The organism is Streptomyces sp. NPDC020898, assembly GCF_044333925.1.
GTDB lineage: Bacteria > Actinomycetota > Actinomycetes > Streptomycetales > Streptomycetaceae > Streptomyces.
In genome coordinates this window covers 576,815-590,914 of the sequence record NZ_JBIRRV010000004.1, presented here as the reverse complement: position 1 = coordinate 590,914, position 14,100 = coordinate 576,815, and the positions used below count along the sequence as shown (strand labels likewise).

Annotated in this window: 13 protein-coding genes; 9 read left to right on the top strand and 4 right to left on the bottom strand. The window is 70.5% G+C overall.

What is annotated here, in order from left to right:
- The 5 genes from ACH4TV_RS17065 to fabG all read left to right on the top strand — a co-directional run bounded on the left by ACH4TV_RS17065 (position 1) and on the right by fabG (position 6,806).
- Positions 1-927 (top strand): NAD-dependent epimerase/dehydratase family protein, encoded by a 927-nt coding sequence (locus tag ACH4TV_RS17065; RefSeq protein ID WP_398398708.1) that lies wholly within the window; start codon positions 1-3, stop codon positions 925-927.
- Entirely contained in the window at positions 924-2,951 is a 2,028-nt protein-coding gene (locus tag ACH4TV_RS17060; protein ID WP_398398706.1) for an FAD/NAD(P)-binding protein, read from the top strand. The genes ACH4TV_RS17065 and ACH4TV_RS17060 overlap by 4 nt, the downstream gene beginning before the upstream one ends.
- A complete protein-coding gene (locus tag ACH4TV_RS17055; RefSeq protein WP_398398704.1) occupies positions 2,948-4,390 on the top strand; it encodes an adenylosuccinate lyase family protein in 1,443 nt (480 codons plus the stop codon). The genes ACH4TV_RS17060 and ACH4TV_RS17055 overlap by 4 nt, the downstream gene beginning before the upstream one ends.
- Positions 4,390-6,009 carry an MFS transporter gene (locus tag ACH4TV_RS17050; RefSeq protein WP_398398702.1) on the top strand — a complete coding sequence of 540 codons (1,620 nt, stop codon included), beginning with the start codon at positions 4,390-4,392 and terminating at the stop codon, positions 6,007-6,009. The genes ACH4TV_RS17055 and ACH4TV_RS17050 overlap by 1 nt, the downstream gene beginning before the upstream one ends.
- A gap of 80 nt (positions 6,010-6,089) precedes the next feature.
- Positions 6,090-6,806: a 3-oxoacyl-ACP reductase FabG gene (fabG, locus tag ACH4TV_RS17045; RefSeq protein ID WP_398398851.1), complete on the top strand. Its 717-nt coding sequence runs from the start codon at positions 6,090-6,092 to the stop codon at positions 6,804-6,806.
- Between the two features lie 39 nt (positions 6,807-6,845).
- On the opposite strand, the gene rox is transcribed toward fabG, so the two are convergent.
- Complete coding sequence (gene rox / locus ACH4TV_RS17040) at positions 6,846-8,327, bottom strand: rifampin monooxygenase (protein WP_398398700.1); 1,482 nt, start codon at positions 8,325-8,327, stop codon at positions 6,846-6,848.
- Between the two features lie 221 nt (positions 8,328-8,548).
- On the opposite strand from rox, the gene ACH4TV_RS17035 reads away from it, so the two are divergent.
- From ACH4TV_RS17035 to ACH4TV_RS17025, 3 genes are read left to right on the top strand one after another with little or no spacing between them, the layout of a single operon-like run.
- Entirely contained in the window at positions 8,549-9,631 is a 1,083-nt protein-coding gene (locus ACH4TV_RS17035; RefSeq protein WP_398398698.1) for a Rieske 2Fe-2S domain-containing protein, read from the top strand.
- The gene (locus ACH4TV_RS17030) at positions 9,624-9,902 is read left to right on the top strand and encodes a glutaredoxin domain-containing protein (RefSeq protein WP_398398696.1); all 279 of its coding nucleotides are present in this window, start codon (positions 9,624-9,626) and stop codon (positions 9,900-9,902) included. Before ACH4TV_RS17035 ends, ACH4TV_RS17030 begins: the two co-directional genes overlap by 8 nt.
- 31 nt (positions 9,903-9,933) lie before the next feature.
- A complete protein-coding gene (locus ACH4TV_RS17025) occupies positions 9,934-11,079 on the top strand; it encodes a hypothetical protein (protein WP_398398694.1) in 1,146 nt (381 codons plus the stop codon).
- A gap of 99 nt (positions 11,080-11,178) precedes the next feature.
- Here the strand turns inward: ACH4TV_RS17025 and ACH4TV_RS17020 are convergent, their stop codons facing one another.
- The gene (locus tag ACH4TV_RS17020; RefSeq protein WP_398398693.1) at positions 11,179-11,592 is read right to left on the bottom strand and encodes a cytidine deaminase family protein; all 414 of its coding nucleotides are present in this window, start codon (positions 11,590-11,592) and stop codon (positions 11,179-11,181) included.
- A gap of 95 nt (positions 11,593-11,687) precedes the next feature.
- Positions 11,688-12,611, bottom strand: coding sequence for an SMP-30/gluconolactonase/LRE family protein (locus ACH4TV_RS17015; protein ID WP_398398691.1), 924 nt, complete (start codon positions 12,609-12,611; stop codon positions 11,688-11,690).
- A 123-nt stretch (positions 12,612-12,734) separates the two neighbouring features.
- Here ACH4TV_RS17015 and ACH4TV_RS17010 point away from each other — a divergent pair, with 123 nt between their 5' ends.
- Complete coding sequence (locus tag ACH4TV_RS17010) at positions 12,735-13,175, top strand: Lrp/AsnC family transcriptional regulator (RefSeq protein WP_398398690.1); 441 nt, start codon at positions 12,735-12,737, stop codon at positions 13,173-13,175.
- A 27-nt stretch (positions 13,176-13,202) separates the two neighbouring features.
- Here the strand turns inward: ACH4TV_RS17010 and ACH4TV_RS17005 are convergent, their stop codons facing one another.
- Positions 13,203-14,039: an MBL fold metallo-hydrolase gene (locus ACH4TV_RS17005; protein WP_398398688.1), complete on the bottom strand. Its 837-nt coding sequence runs from the start codon at positions 14,037-14,039 to the stop codon at positions 13,203-13,205.
- Between the last annotated feature and the right edge of the window lie 61 nt (positions 14,040-14,100).

The following is a 14,100-nucleotide window of genomic DNA, read 5'->3' as shown; positions in this document are numbered from 1 at the left end:
GTGCGAGTGCTGGTCGCCGGGGCCACCGGAGTGGTCGGACATCCGCTGGTGGGCGCGCTGCGGGCGCGAGGTCACCAAGTGAGCGCGCTGGTACGGGAGGAGTCCCGGGCCCGTGCCCCCGAGGCGGACGCCGTCGTGGTCGCCGACGCCCTCGACCACGAGGCGCTGTCGGCCGCCGTGTCGGACGTACGGCCTGAAGTGGTCGTCCACCAGATGTCGGCGCTGCGGCTGCTGCGCGACGACCCGCCGGGGGCCTTCGCGCTGACCGCCCGGCTGCGCACCGAGGGCACCGCCAACCTGGTCGCGGCGGCCCGCGCGGCCGGTGCGCGACGGCTGGTCGCCCAGTCCATCGCCTTCGCCGCCGCGCCGACCGGGGACCCGGTCCTCGACGAGGACGCGCCGCTGTACGTGGACGCCCCGGACCCGGGCTGGGCGTCCACCGTACGGGCCGTCGCCGAGCTGGAATCACAAGTGCTGTCCGCCTCCCCGGAGTTGAGCGGGCTGGTGCTGCGGTACGGCACGCTGTACGGCCCCGGCACCGCGTACGCCCGTACCGGCGGGACGGCACAACGTGTGCTCGGCGGGAAGTTCCCGCTGCCCGAGGGAGGGGCCGGGATCACCTCGTTCCTGCATGTGGAGGACGCCGTGGGCGCCGCCGTGGCGGCCGTGGAGTCGGAGGCCATCGGCGCCTTCCACATCACGGACGACGAACCGGCCCCGGCCGCCGACTGGTTGCCCCACTTCGCCGACGCGCTGGGCGCCCCGCCCCCGCGCACGATCCCGGCGGCGATGGCGCCCCGGCTGCTCGGCTGGTTCATGGCCCACCAGCTCACGACGGCCGCCGGCGCGTCAAATGCCCGTGCGGGTACCGAACTTGGCTGGAAGCCGCTGCGGCCGAGCTGGCGCCACGGGCTGGGCGAGGAGTGACCGGACCCGGCGCCGCTCATGACGCCCTCGCCGTCTGTGTGATCGGCGCCGGTCCACGCGGGCTCTCCGTCCTGGAGCGGATCTGCGCCAACGCGCGCGGGACCGCCCGCCCGGTCGTGGTCCACGTCGTCGACCCGTACCCGCCGGGCCCGGGCGCGGTGTGGCGCACCGACCAGCCGCCCGAGTTACTGATGAACACGGTCGCCTCCCAGGTGACCCTGTTCACCGACGACAGCGTGCCCTGCGCGGGCCCGCCGGTACCGGGCCCGAGCCTGTACGAGTGGGCGCGCACCCTGGACCCCGGCGCGTACCCGGACCACGTCCTGGCACAGGCCCGGCACCTCGGCCCGGACACCTACCCGACCCGGGCCTTCCACGGCCACTACCTGGCGTGGGTCTTCCGCCACCTCGTCCACACCGCGCCACCCCAGGTCACGGTCCACACCCACCGCTCGACCGCGACCGCCCTGACCGACACCCCGGACGGCCACCAGACGGTGACCCTGGCCGACGGCGACCGCCTCGCCGGCCTGGACGCGGTCGTCCTGGCCCTCGGCCACGGCGAGTCGACCCCGGACCCGGCGGAACGTGAGCTGCGCGCCTTCACCGCCGGGCACGCCGGCCTGGCCTACGTGGGTCCCGCCAACCCGGCCGACGCCGACCTGAGCGGCCTCCGGCCTGGCACGCCGGTCGCCCTCCGCGGCCTGGGCCTCAACTTCTTCGACCAGCTGGCCCTGCTCACCGAGGGCCGCGGCGGCACGTTCAAGCGAGGCGGCAAGCCTGGTTCCAAGGGCGGCGGGCTCGTGTACATCCCGAGCGGCAACGAGCCGCTGCTGTACGCCGGTTCACGGCGCGGAGTGCCGTACCACGCGCGCGGCGAGAACGAGAAGGGCGCGCTCGGCCGCCACCACCCCCGCTTCCTGACCCCGGAGGTCATCGCCGGACTGCGACGACGCCCCGTCGCCTTCCGTACCGACCTCTGGCCGCTGATCGACCGCGAGATCCGGACCGTCTACTACGAGGCGTGGATCAGGGCCGCCCAAGGCCCTTGGGCAGCAGCGGAGTTCGTACGGTCGTGCTTCGCGGGCCGCCACTTGGAGACCACCCTCCTCGACCGGTACGAGGTGCCGCCGGACGAGCGCTGGGACTGGCGGCGCATTGAACAGCCTTACGGGGACAGGAAGTTCACGGACCGCGCCGATTTCCGGCACTGGCTGCTGGCGTACCTGCGACAGGACGTCACCGCCGCCCGGCTCGGCAATGTGAACGGACCGCTGAAGGCCGCGCTGGACGCGTTGCGGGACCTGAGGAACGAGGTCCGGCTGGTGGTCGACCACGGCGGCGTCTCCGGTGAGTCGTACCGGGCCGAACTGGACGGCTGGTACACGCCGTTGAACGCCTTCACGTCGATCGGCCCGCCCGCCTTCCGGATCGAGCAGCTGATCGCGCTGATCGAGGCCGAGGTACTGCACGTGGTCGGCCCGGGGATGCGGGTACGGCCGACGGAGCGCGAGGGCGGTGTGCGTCCGGAGGGCTTTGGCGAGGCCGGTTTCCTCGTGGACGCCCAGGGGGTGTCCGAGCCGCCGGTGCTGGTGAGGGCGCTCGTCGAGGCCCGGCTGCCCGACATCGACCTGCGGCGCAGCGCCAATCCGCTGGTACGAGGGCTGCTGGCCGAGGGACGGTGTGGTCCGTACCGGCCGGGCGGCCACGAGACGGGCGGGCTGGCGGTGACAGCCGGTGCGCCCCACCTGCTGGACGCGTCCGGCCGACCACACCCACGCCGGTTCGCCTTCGGGGTGCCGACGGAGGGGGTGCGCTGGGTGACGGCGGTCGGCATCCGCCCGGGCGTGGGCTCGGTGACGCTGGAGGACTCGGACGCGATAGCGCGGGCGGTGCTGGGGATGCCGGACGAGCCCGAACAACCCTCGCCAGTAAGTGATGTGACATCACGTCAGGCACCAGCACCTACACCCACACCCACAGTCACTGCCACTGCCACTGCTACAGCCGCAGGGAGTCGATGAACGTGAACGGGAGGACGACGCCCGTGTCCGTAGGCACCGACGCGGGGCTGCTCGCGCCCACCTGGGCGGGTACGCCCGCGGCGGCCGAGGTGACCGACGAGGCGTGGCTCCAGGCCATGCTGGACGTCGAAGTGGCCCTGGCCCGAGCTCAGTTCGCGGTAGGGCTGACACCTGCTCCCGCGGTGGAGGCGATCGTCGCGGAGGCCCGCGCGGACCGCCTCGACCTGGTCGCCCTGGCCCACGCGGCCCGGGCGGCGGCCAACCCGGTGGTCGCCCTCGTGCCCGCCCTCACCGAGGTCGTCGCCGCCAGGGACCCGGCCGCCGCCGAGTACGTACACCGGGGTTCGACCAGTCAGGACATCCTCGACTCGGCGGCCATGCTGATCGCCCGCCGGGTGCTCACCCTGATCGCCGCCGACCTGGAACGCACCGCTTCTGCCCTGGCCGGCCTGGCCGACGCCCACCGCCACACGGTCCTGGCCGGCCGCACCCTGGCCCAGCACGCCGTACCGACCACCCTCGGCCTGAAAGCGGCGGGCTGGCTCCAGCTCGTCACGGACGCCCTGACCCGGGTACGGGCGGTCGCGTCCGCGCTGCCCGCCCAACTCGGAGGCGCGGCAGGCACGTTGGCCGCGTACCGCGAGTACGCGGCACTGGACGGCGGAGAGAGCAGGGCGGGTGAGGGTGGAGTCGAGCTGCTCGCGCCGTTCGCGGAAGCGCTCGGACTGGCCGAGCCGACGCTGCCGTGGCACACGGTACGCACGCCGATCGCCGAGTTGGGCGCGGTACTTCAGCTGGTCACTGGAGCGTTGGGGAAGTTCGCGCTGGACGTGCAGACGCTGTCCCGCACGGAGATCGGCGAGGTGTCCGAGCCCGCGGCGGCGGGACGCGGGGGCTCGTCGGCGATGCCGCAGAAGCGGAACCCGGCGCTGGCCACCCTCATCGTGTCGGCCGCCCGCCAAGTACCCGCGTACGACCTGGTGTTGGCGCAGTGTCTGCTCGCCGAGGACGAGCGGCCCGCCGGGGCATGGCACGCCGAGTGGCAGCCGTTGCGGGAGGCGCTGCGGCTGGCGGGCGGGGCGGCGCACACGGCCGTGGAACTGGCGGAGGGACTGACCGTCCACCCGGACCGCATGCTGGCCAACCTCCAGCTGACCGGCGGCGCCATCGTCACCGAACGGCTGGCGGTGGTGCTCGCTCCGGTGCTCGGCAAGGGGAGCGCGAAGAAGCTGTTGTCGGCGGCCTCGGCCGAGGCGTCCGAAACCGGGCGCCCACTCGCTGAAGTGCTGTTCGGTCACCCCGAGTTGTCGTCCCGCTTCACCACCCCGCAACTGGCGGAACTGCTCGACCCGGCGCGCTACACGGGCGCGGCGGACGCACTCGTCGACAGAGCGCTGCGCGCGTACAGAGACATGGCCAGAGACAACGGAGAGGCCTGATGAGCGAAGTGAGCGGCGGCAGCGGCAGGGGCGGCGGCAGCGGCGGGACGGGGAAGGCCTCCCGGTCGTGGCCCGTCCTCGTGGTCGTGGTCTGTGCCCAGATGCTGATCTGGCTGGACACCTCGGTCCTCAACGTCGCCGTCACCACCCTGGCCGACCCGGCCGACGGTCTGGGCGCGACCCCCGCCGAACTGGAGTGGGTGGCGAGCGCCTACACCCTGGTCTTCGCCGGCGCCCTCTTCGCGGGCGGCGCGCTGGCCGACCGTTTCGGCCCCCGGAACACGCTCCTCGCGGGCCTGGCACTGTTCGGTGCGGCGTCGGGAGCCGGGGCTTTCGTCTCGTCCCCCGGCTGGCTGATCGTGGCGCGGGCCGTGATGGGCGCGGGCAGCGCACTGCTGATGCCGGCGACCCTGTCGGTCATCGTGCAGAGCACCCCGGAGGAGAAACGCACCCGGGCGATCGCGATCTGGAGCTCGTCCAGCGGCCTCGGCGTGGCCGTGGGACCGGTGGTCGGCGGGGCGCTGCTCAGCAACTTCTGGTGGGGCTCGGTGTTCCTGGTCAACGTGCCGATCGTGGCCCTGTGCATGGTCGGAGTGGCAGCCGTCGTACCGGAGTTGAAGGGCCCGAGGCGCCGCCGACTGGACCTGCCGGGGCTGGCCCTGTCGGTCGCCGGCCTCGGCGGGGTGGTCTACGGGATCATCGAACTCGGCAACGGCCGCACCTGGTACGGCCCGCACGTCCTCCTCCCCGTCCTCCTCGGCGGCGCCCTGCTCGCCGCCTTCGTCGCCGGCCAGCGCAGATCGCCGGCCCCCAGCCTGGACGTACGCCTCTTCCGGCAGCCCGGCTTCACGGCGGGCAGCATCGTGCTGCTGATCGCGTTCATGGCACTGGCCGGCCACCTCTTCTACGCGGCCTTCTACCTCCAGGGCCCTCGCGGCCTCTCCCCCGGCGACGCCGGAACGGTGATGATCGCCGCCGCGGTCGGCATCGTCCTGGGCAGCCAGGCGTCGCCCTCGATGAGCCGCCGGCTGACCGCCCGCTGGACGGTGGCGGCGGGCGTCCTGGCCACGGCGGTCACCTACATCGCGTACGCCTGGCTGGACGGCGGGACGCCGATCTGGTTCATCGCCGTCCTGCTGGCGGTCCAGGGCTTCGGAATGGGCCTGGTCGGTACGCCGGTCACGGCCGTGATGATGAGCGGGGTGCCGCCGCAGCTCGCGGGCGCCGGGTCGGCCGTCACCAGCGTCACCCGCCAGGTCGGCGGCACGCTCGGGGTGGCGATGGCCGGTTCGATCCTCTCCGGGGTGTACCGGGCCCGGATGTCCGACGCCGAACTCCCGGGCGCCGGAAGCGAGTTGTCCCCGGCGGCCGAGGAACAGGCCCGCACCTCCGCCGAGGCGGCCCGCTCGCTGGCCGATTCCCTGCGCCTCCCCGACCTGGCGGCGACAGCCGACCGCGCCTTTCTCGACGCGATGTACGCCGCCACCCTCTCGATCGCCGCCCTGGCCCTCGTCGGCTTCGCGGTGTCGGTCGTGGGCCTGCGAACACGGCCGCCACGACCACGCGACGCACCGCCTCAGGGTGCCCGGGACCGCGACGAGCAGGTGGAGTCCGCGTAGAGGGACAGGAGGAAGCCGCCATGAACGCGACCTGGGAATGGGAGAGAGAGATGGAGAGCGAGATGGAGAGGGAAGCCATGATGGCGCAGTCGACGCCCCGTTCGGTCTTCGTCACCGGCGGGAACAGGGGGATCGGCCTCGCCATAGCCCGCCGCTTCGCGACGGCGGGCGACCGGGTCGCGGTGACCTACCGGAGCGAGAAACCACCGGAGTCGGAGGGATTCCTGGCCCTGCGCTGTGATGTGACGGACAGTCAGCAGGTGGACGAGGCCTTCAAGGAGGCCGAGGAGGCACACGGCCCGGTCGGCGTCCTGATCTCGAACGCCGGCGCCGCCAACGACCGTCTGCTGGTGCGGATGACCGAGGCGGACTTCACCTCCGTCCTCGACACCAACCTCACCGGCGCCTTCCGCGTCACCCAGCGCGCGGTGCGCGGGATGCTCCGCGCGGGCCACGGACGTATCGTCCTGATCTCCTCCACGGCCGCTCTGCACGGCTCCGCCGGCCAGACCAACTACGCTGCGGCGAAAGCGGGGTTGGTGGGTTTCGCCCGCTCACTGACCCGCGAGCTGGGCCCCCGGGACATCACGTGCAACGTGGTGGCACCCGGCCTCACCGAGACGGACATGAGCAGCGCCCTCACCCCCGACCAGCGCCGCGACCTCCTCCGCCACACCCCGGCCGGCCGCCTCGCCCGCCCCGAGGAGGTGGCCGACGCGGTGGCGTTCCTGGCGGAGGCGGGGTATGTGCGCGGGGCGGTGATTCCGGTGGACGGGGGTGCGGGGCTGGGGCATTGAGGCGTACCACGGGGGCGGCTGGTCTCCACGTACGGGAGATCAGTCAACGACGGGAGCACCGAACCACCGCGTCAGCCGGCCGAGCAGCTCCTCCTGATCGTCACCGACCCACGCCACATGACCGTCCGGCCTCAACAGCACGGCAGGCACGTCCAGTTGCCCGCCTACGTCGACCTGCTCGCCGTCGTCGACGACGTGGTCGACCCGGTCCGCCCACCCCTCCACCGAGAGCCGGCCGGTCCGATCGAGGAGCAGCCCGCGCCCGCCACGCATCAACTCGTAGAGACGCCCCTGCTTCAACTCCACGTCCCGCATGCGCCGCCCGAGGAGTTCGTGCCCCTCCTCGTCGCCTTCGCCGAGGTCGTAGCGAACGTCGACGGCGGTGATCATCCCGGTCACGTACCGGTTCACCTCCTCGAAGTCCATCAGCTTCGAGAACAGTTCCCGCAGCGCGGTCGCACCCGGATCGGTCCCCAGCAGCGCGATCGCCGCGCGGGTGTTGTCCAGCACGCGGGCACCCACCGGATGCCGTTCGGCGTGGTAACTGTCCAACAGCCCTTGCGGAGCCCACCCGTTGACTGCGGCGGCGAGCTTCCACCCGAGGTTGAACGCGTCCTGCACACCGAGGTTGAGCCCCTGCCCACCGGTCGGCGGGTGGATGTGCGCCGCGTCTCCGGCCAGCAGCACCCGGCCGGCCCGGTACCGCTCGGCCTGCCGGGTGGCGTCCCCGAACCGGGACAGCCAACGCGGCGAGTGCACACCGAAGTCGGTGCCCGCGAACGCCCGCAGCTGCTTCCTGAAGTCCTCGATGGTCGGCGCGGTCGCACGGTCCTCGGCCACCCCGTCGGCGGGCACGACGACACGGCACACCCCGTCCTCGCCGGGCGGGGCCACGCCGAACCGCAGCTGGGTCTTGCGGACCTCCGCGACAACGGCGGCGACCGTAGCCGGATCCTCGGTCACCTCCATCTCACCCAGCAGCGTCTCCACCGTGGCGGCCACCCCGGGAAACCCGACACCGAGCAGCTTGCGCACGGCACTACGCCCCCCGTCGCACCCGACGAGATAACGCGAGCGCAGACGCGTGCCATCCGCCAGTTCGACGGTCGCACCCGCCCTGTCTTCGTCCCTGTCCTGGCTCAGCCCGACCACCTCGCATTCCCGGCCGCGCCGGATGTCGGTACCGAGTTCGAGGGCGCGCTCGTTGAGCAGCCGCTCGGTGACCGGCTGCGGGGTGGCGACACCGTACGGATGCGAGGTGTCCAACCCGTCCGGCCACGGCTTCACGATGCCGCCGAAGAGCCCGCCGACCTGGAACTTCTCACTGACCGCGAGGAACCGGTCCAGCAGCCCGCGCTGATCCATCACCTCGACGCTGCGTGCGTGCAGACCCTGCCCCCGGGACTCCCTGGTCGCCTCGGCCAACTTCTCCAGCACGACCACCTGGACCCCGGCGAGCCGCAGCTCGCAGGCCAGCATCAACCCGGTCGGTCCACCGCCGACGACGATCACGTCGATCATCGCAAAACCCCCATTTGTGTCGCAGCTTCCGGCTCAGGCTGGAGATTCTGCGGCACACCCGGGGCCTTGCCGCAAGCCCCCCGGTGAGCTATATGTTGAGAGTGGCAAGGAGTGAGCAACCTCCTTGCCTTTGCTTTTATCCGTCGCCGCCCGCCCCGCCCAGTCGCGGCCGCTCGACAACTCCGCCCCCATCAGGAACCCGTGGCCCCTAGCATCGCCCTATGTACACATGGCGGAGTCATGCCAATGTTGCCAAGGTCATCGAGTCGCTCCCTCGCGACCCGCGTGCCGACGAGTACCCCATGCCGGCCGTTCCCTACGGGTGGTACGCCGTACTCCGCAGCGCCGAGCTACGTCCGGGCCGGGTGGTGAGCCTCCACTACTTCGGCCGGGCGCTCATCGCCTTCCGCGGAACCGACGGCCGGGCGACCGTACGGGACGCACATTGCCCCCACTACGGCGCCCATCTGGGCGTCGGCGGCAAGGTCGTCGACGGCACGGTGGAGTGCCCCTTCCACGGCTGGCGGTTCGGAGCGGACGGCCGGTGCGTGGAGGCACCGTTCGCCGCCCGCACCCCCAAGGTGTCCCTCGGCGGATTCCCGGTCCGCGAACACAGTGGGCTCGTCATGGTCTACGCCGGTCCGGGCGACCCCTCATGGGACGTACCGGAGATCCCCGAAACGGAGTCCAAGGACTTCGCCGCGCCGATCGACGACAGCTGCCGGGCGCGCATCCACGTCCAGGAGATGCGCGAGAACATCGTCGACGAGTCCCACTTCCACTTCATCCACGGCCAGAGCGAACCCCCCGTCCAGGACTGGCACCAGGACGGCCCGTTCGCCGAGGCCCGCGGCCGGATCTCCCGGCGCGTTCTGCGCTGGGCCATCGACAACACCTTCGACGCGTTCATGTACGGCCCGGGCATCATGGTCGTCCGCGTCCACGGCCCCGTCCTGTCGGTGACCGCCGTCGCCCTCACGACCCCCGTCGACGACCGCACGAGCGAACTCCGGATGCTCTACTACATCCGCAAACCGTCCCGGCCGGTGCTCCGGTTCCTGACCCCCGTACTCAAACTCGCCTTCCGCGCGGAGGCCCTGGGCGAGGTGCGCGAGGAGGTCCGCATCTGGGACCACAAGATCCACCAGCCCCGCCCGGTCCTCCTCCCGCACGAGAAGGGGATCAGGGCGCTGCGGCGGTGGTACGGGCAGTTCTATCCGCCGGAGGTGGCGATGGTGCCGGTGGGTCACCCGAGCCGGGCGACATCGAGCAACGCGGCGGCCAAGGGAGAGAGTTGTGTCTGAGGAACCTGACGGCGTGGTCGTCTACTGGCGGCCCATGTGCACGTACTGCATGAAACTGCTGACCCAACTCCGCTTCACGCGGCTCCAGTACACGAAGGTGAACATCTGGACAGACCCGGAAGCGGCAGCGTTCGTCCGCTCGGTCGCGAACGGGAACGAGACCGTACCCACGGTGACCGTGGCCGGCCGGCCGATGGTGAACCCGTCGAAGCGAGAGCTGCTGGAAGCCGTCCGGACCTACGCACCGCATCTGCTGTCCAAGACCGACTGAGTGTCCCTCAAAGAGGAACAAGCTCAGCCCGGTGGTGGTCAAGGATGATGCGGGGGTGACTGATCAGGTTCCCCCCGTAATTCCGGCGCTGGTGTTCGATGGTGAGCGTATATCCGGACTCGTCGGCGGCTCGGTGACTGCCGGGCGCTTCGTGGTGGGGGGCGCCGGCATCGTCATAGGCCCGGCGGGAACGGTGATCATCGCGGAAGCAAATGACGCACCCGCCCGGAGCGGTGTGTGGAGCGCTGAGGAGGTTCGTCTGATCGGGCCCGCACCAGCACCGGTCACAGAGAGATTGATGAGGTCGCCCTGGGGTGCGGACGAAAACCCGTTGCCGATCCACATCACGGTCCGCCTCGGAGAAGAGGTCCTGTACCTGGGCACCGCCCAGGTGAGCCGGGCCAGCACATGCGACGGCGTTCTCACCGGCTGTGAACTGCGCTTTGAAACACCCTTGAGCAGAGAACTCCTCAACCGAGTGCGCCCACCGATCGCACCCGTGGACTTGCCGGACCTGGAGTGGCTCAGGGAGGTGAACGGTGACCGGGCGGCAGCGCTGGAACATTTCGTCACCGGCTGGTACCCCGCCGCAGGCACCGCCGAATCGCCTTCCCCCGGCTCTCCGTCCCGCCTGCCTGGTGGACTGAGGCAGCTGTACCGGCTCGCGAAGCAGCGGCCGGGTGCCCTCGGAACCCAGAACAGCATCCTGCCCGAGCGGGACCTGCACACCGACCATCTCGGGGAGATGCTCGTCTTCGGCGTCGAGAACCAAGGAGGTTTTTTCTGGTCACTGCTGTGGACGCTTGATGGACTTGAGACCGATCCGACTGTCTGGTTCCGTGAATTCGACGAGGAGCCGACCGCCGAACAGGAACAGCTCAGCGGCTTCCTGATCCAGTTCTCCCTCTTCGAGGCTTCGATGGGCGCCGACTACCTGGCCATGTCCCTCAGACTCGCGGCACCACAGGTCGAGCGACTCACCCAGGATTTGCACCTTGTGCCCCTGCGTCCCTTCTGGCCCTGGGCACCCACCTACTTCTACGTGGCCCCCGGCCTCGTAGTGCGTGTCAGCAACGCGGGCGGCGAAGAATTCGATGTCTGGGCCGGCGCCACCCACCGAAGCGCCCTGGACCCACTGGCCGACCTCTCTGTCAGCTGGACCCGCTTCGATGGCTGACCGTCACGAGATCAGCACCACAGCCCGTTATCGCCCAGGGGCAAGTTCATGTAATTCCCCAGGTTCTGGCTTGAGAGAGCTAAGGATTCATGACGGTCCTCACCCTGCGTCGAGCTGGTGGTCCGCCCAGACGTAGCTTTCGGGGAGCAGGTCGGTGATGGGCACGGAGCGGATGTGATCGTCCGGGCCGACGATGACCTTCAGGGCCGGGAAGTAGTCGAGGAGCACATGGCGGCACCGGCCGCACGGGGGAACAACGCCCCGGTCTCGGTCACCCACGGCGACGATCGTGTCCAGCTCGTAGACGCCCTGGGCGGCTGCCGTGCCGACCAGGACCAGCTCGGCGCAGGGGCCGCCGGTGAAGTGGTAGGCGTTCACTGCGGTGACGATCCGACCGTCCGTGGCGCGCGCCGCGGCTGCCATGGTGTGGTTGTCGCCCCGGCAGCGAGTGCGTGCGACGTGGGCCGCGGCCTGAACGAGTTCGTGGTCGACGGGGTGGTGGTGCCTGCTCATCTTCCCTGCCTTAGTGCGGTGTCGGGCGACGTTGTCCCGAGTGACAACACCGCGCAACAAACATCTACGGACGTCAACCAGGCCGGCCTCCGGGCTCAGACCACCCCCGGTGCCGCCGTAACGCCCATCACCAGCGAGTAGAGCGTGTCGTTCGCCGTGATGAAAAGGCGGTTCCGCCTCGGGCCGCCGAAGCGGATGTTGGCGACCTGGTTGGGCACCAGGATGCGGCCGAGCAAAGTCCCGTCCGGGGCGTAGCAGTGCACGCCGTCGTCCATGGCCGCGACCCAGAGGTGACCCCGGTCGTCGAAGCGGATGTTGTCGAAGCGAGCCTCCTCGCGGGCCCCCGCTTCGGCGAAGATCTTCCCCTCGGACAGCGTGCCGCCCTCGCGTACGTCGAAGACGCGGATGAGTCCTGCCCGGGTGTCGGAGACGTACAGCTCGGTCTCGTCGGCCGAGAAGACCAGGCCGTTGGGTGCGCCGAAGCCGTCGGCGACCAGCCGCACTTCGCCGGTGTCCGGGTCGATCCGGTAGACGTTGTTGGCGCCGATCTCACTTTCGCCGCGTACGCCCTCGTAGTCGCTGGTGATCCCGAAGTCCGGGTCCGAGAACCAGATCGAGCCGTCGGACTTCACGGCCGCGTCGTTCGGGCTGTTGAGCCGCTTCCCCCGGTAGCGGTCGGCGAGCACGGTCACCGAGCCGTCGTACTCGGTACGGGTGACCCGGCGGTTGCCCTGCTCACAGGTGATCAGGCGGCCCTCGCGGTCAAGGGTGTTGCCGTTGGAGTGGCCCGCCGGCGCACGGAAGAGGCTGACGGCGCCGGTCGCCTCGTCCCAGCGCAGCATCCGGTCGTTCGGGATGTCGCTCCAGATCAGCTGGCGCCAGGCCGGTATGTACAGCGGCCCCTCCGCCCAGCGGGAGCCCACGTGGAGCGTCTCCAGTTGCAGATCACCCGCGGCGCACTTCTCCGTACGGAACCTGTCGTCAAGGACTTCGTACAGCGCGGGGCGGCCGGTGGCCATGTCTGGTCTCCTTCGGTCGTTCTACTTCCAGGCGTTGAACAACATCCTGTCAGAAGCGAGTATTACAGAATGCCGTATGGTCAATGCCAGCCATTTGATGGATACGGTTTGGAGGGGAGCGTCATGGACGAGGTGGACCGGAAGCTGCTGAACCTGCTGCAGGAGGACGCCACACAGGCGTACGCAGCCCTGGGCAAGGCCGTCGGGCTCTCCGCGGGCGCGGCCCATGAGCGGGTACGCAAGCTTCGCGAGTCGGGGGTGATCCGCCGCACGACGATCGAGGTGGACCCCGCCGCGGTCGGCGGCGGGGTGCTGGCCTTCGTCATGGTCGACTCGTCCGCCTGGATGGGCGACTTGGGCGAGCGCTTCGCCGCGATCCCCGAACTGCAGGAGGCCCACATCATCGCGGGCAGCGCATCGGTCCTGGTCAAGGTCAGGACCGGGACGACCGAGCAACTCCAGGACGTACTACGCCGGTTGTACGAGATCGAGGGCGTCAGCGGCACCCAGGCAACGGTGGCCCTGGAGACGTTCTTCGAGAGGCCGGTGTCGACGGGGGCCTGAGACCCCCATGAGCACCACCACCGCGAGTTAGCCGGGCGTCCCGCCGCTCTCGCTTCTGTGGGCGAGGCTCTGCGCCTGCCCCTCGTGAATGTCGCTCACCCATTCCCAGCCGGGCTTGGCCGATGGGCCGAGCCGCGGATCGTCGGGAGCATGGCCGTCACGCAAGGCGTGCACGTACGCCCGATCCTGGTCGATCCGCGTACGTACCTCATCAGCGCCGCAGACGGACCCGTGACCGGGGACCAGGACCTCCACGTCGCCCGCCACGCCCTCAAGCAGCCGCAGCCCGACGAGGTAGTCCTCAACCGGGTCGTTGGTGCCGTTGAAGTTGTCGAGCATCGGAATCAGGACGTCAGAAAGCATGTCGCCGGCGGCGAGAACCCCGCTCTCCTCGACCAACAGCGCCGCGTGGCCCGGGGAATGCGCCGGATGCTCGATGATCCGGACGTGAGGGCCGTCCCAGGGAATCCGCGCGGTTCCGGCAGGGAGACCGGTGAGGAGGCCGAACAGGTCCAGCGGTGTCTCCTCGGCGATTTCCGGCGGCAGCCCCTCGGCCTCGCGGGACTTCCAGTCCGGTTTCGACCGCACCTCTCGCATCTGAGCCGCGCAGCGAGCAGTGCCGTAACGCGGCGCTTCGCCGAGTTCGGCGTGCCAGAGCACGTGGTCCCAGTCCGGATGCGTCGAGAAGCCTGCCGCAACGGGCTGCCCCAACTCACGAAGGTCGTTCGCGAGGCAGGCCATTTCGTCGCCCGTGATCCCGGCGTCGATGAGCAACACACCGGCCCGCCCCTGCACGACAACCGTGTTGTTCTGGATCAACTCGCTCTGGTGGATCAGCACACCCTCCGCGACCTGTCTCAGCACGGTGGCCCCTCTCCGCTGGTGATGGTCAACCGCTCGTCGAGACGGTAGTACCGGGCGGTGG

Bases quoted from the DNA above. Each gene is read 5' to 3' on its own strand.
- ACH4TV_RS17055 (WP_398398704.1), top strand. From the start codon at position 2,948: ATGAACGTGAACGGGAGGACGACGCCCGTGTCCGTAGGCACCGACGCG.
- ACH4TV_RS17050 (WP_398398702.1), top strand. From the start codon at position 4,390: ATGAGCGAAGTGAGCGGCGGCAGCGGCAGGGGCGGCGGCAGCGGCGGG.
- fabG (WP_398398851.1), top strand. From the start codon at position 6,090: ATGGCGCAGTCGACGCCCCGTTCGGTCTTCGTCACCGGCGGGAACAGG.
- rox (WP_398398700.1), bottom strand. From the start codon at position 8,327: ATGATCGACGTGATCGTCGTCGGCGGTGGACCGACCGGGTTGATGCTG.
- ACH4TV_RS17035 (WP_398398698.1), top strand. From the start codon at position 8,549: ATGTACACATGGCGGAGTCATGCCAATGTTGCCAAGGTCATCGAGTCG.
- ACH4TV_RS17020 (WP_398398693.1), bottom strand. From the start codon at position 11,592: ATGAGCAGGCACCACCACCCCGTCGACCACGAACTCGTTCAGGCCGCG.
- ACH4TV_RS17015 (WP_398398691.1), bottom strand. From the start codon at position 12,611: ATGGCCACCGGCCGCCCCGCGCTGTACGAAGTCCTTGACGACAGGTTC.
- ACH4TV_RS17010 (WP_398398690.1), top strand. From the start codon at position 12,735: ATGGACGAGGTGGACCGGAAGCTGCTGAACCTGCTGCAGGAGGACGCC.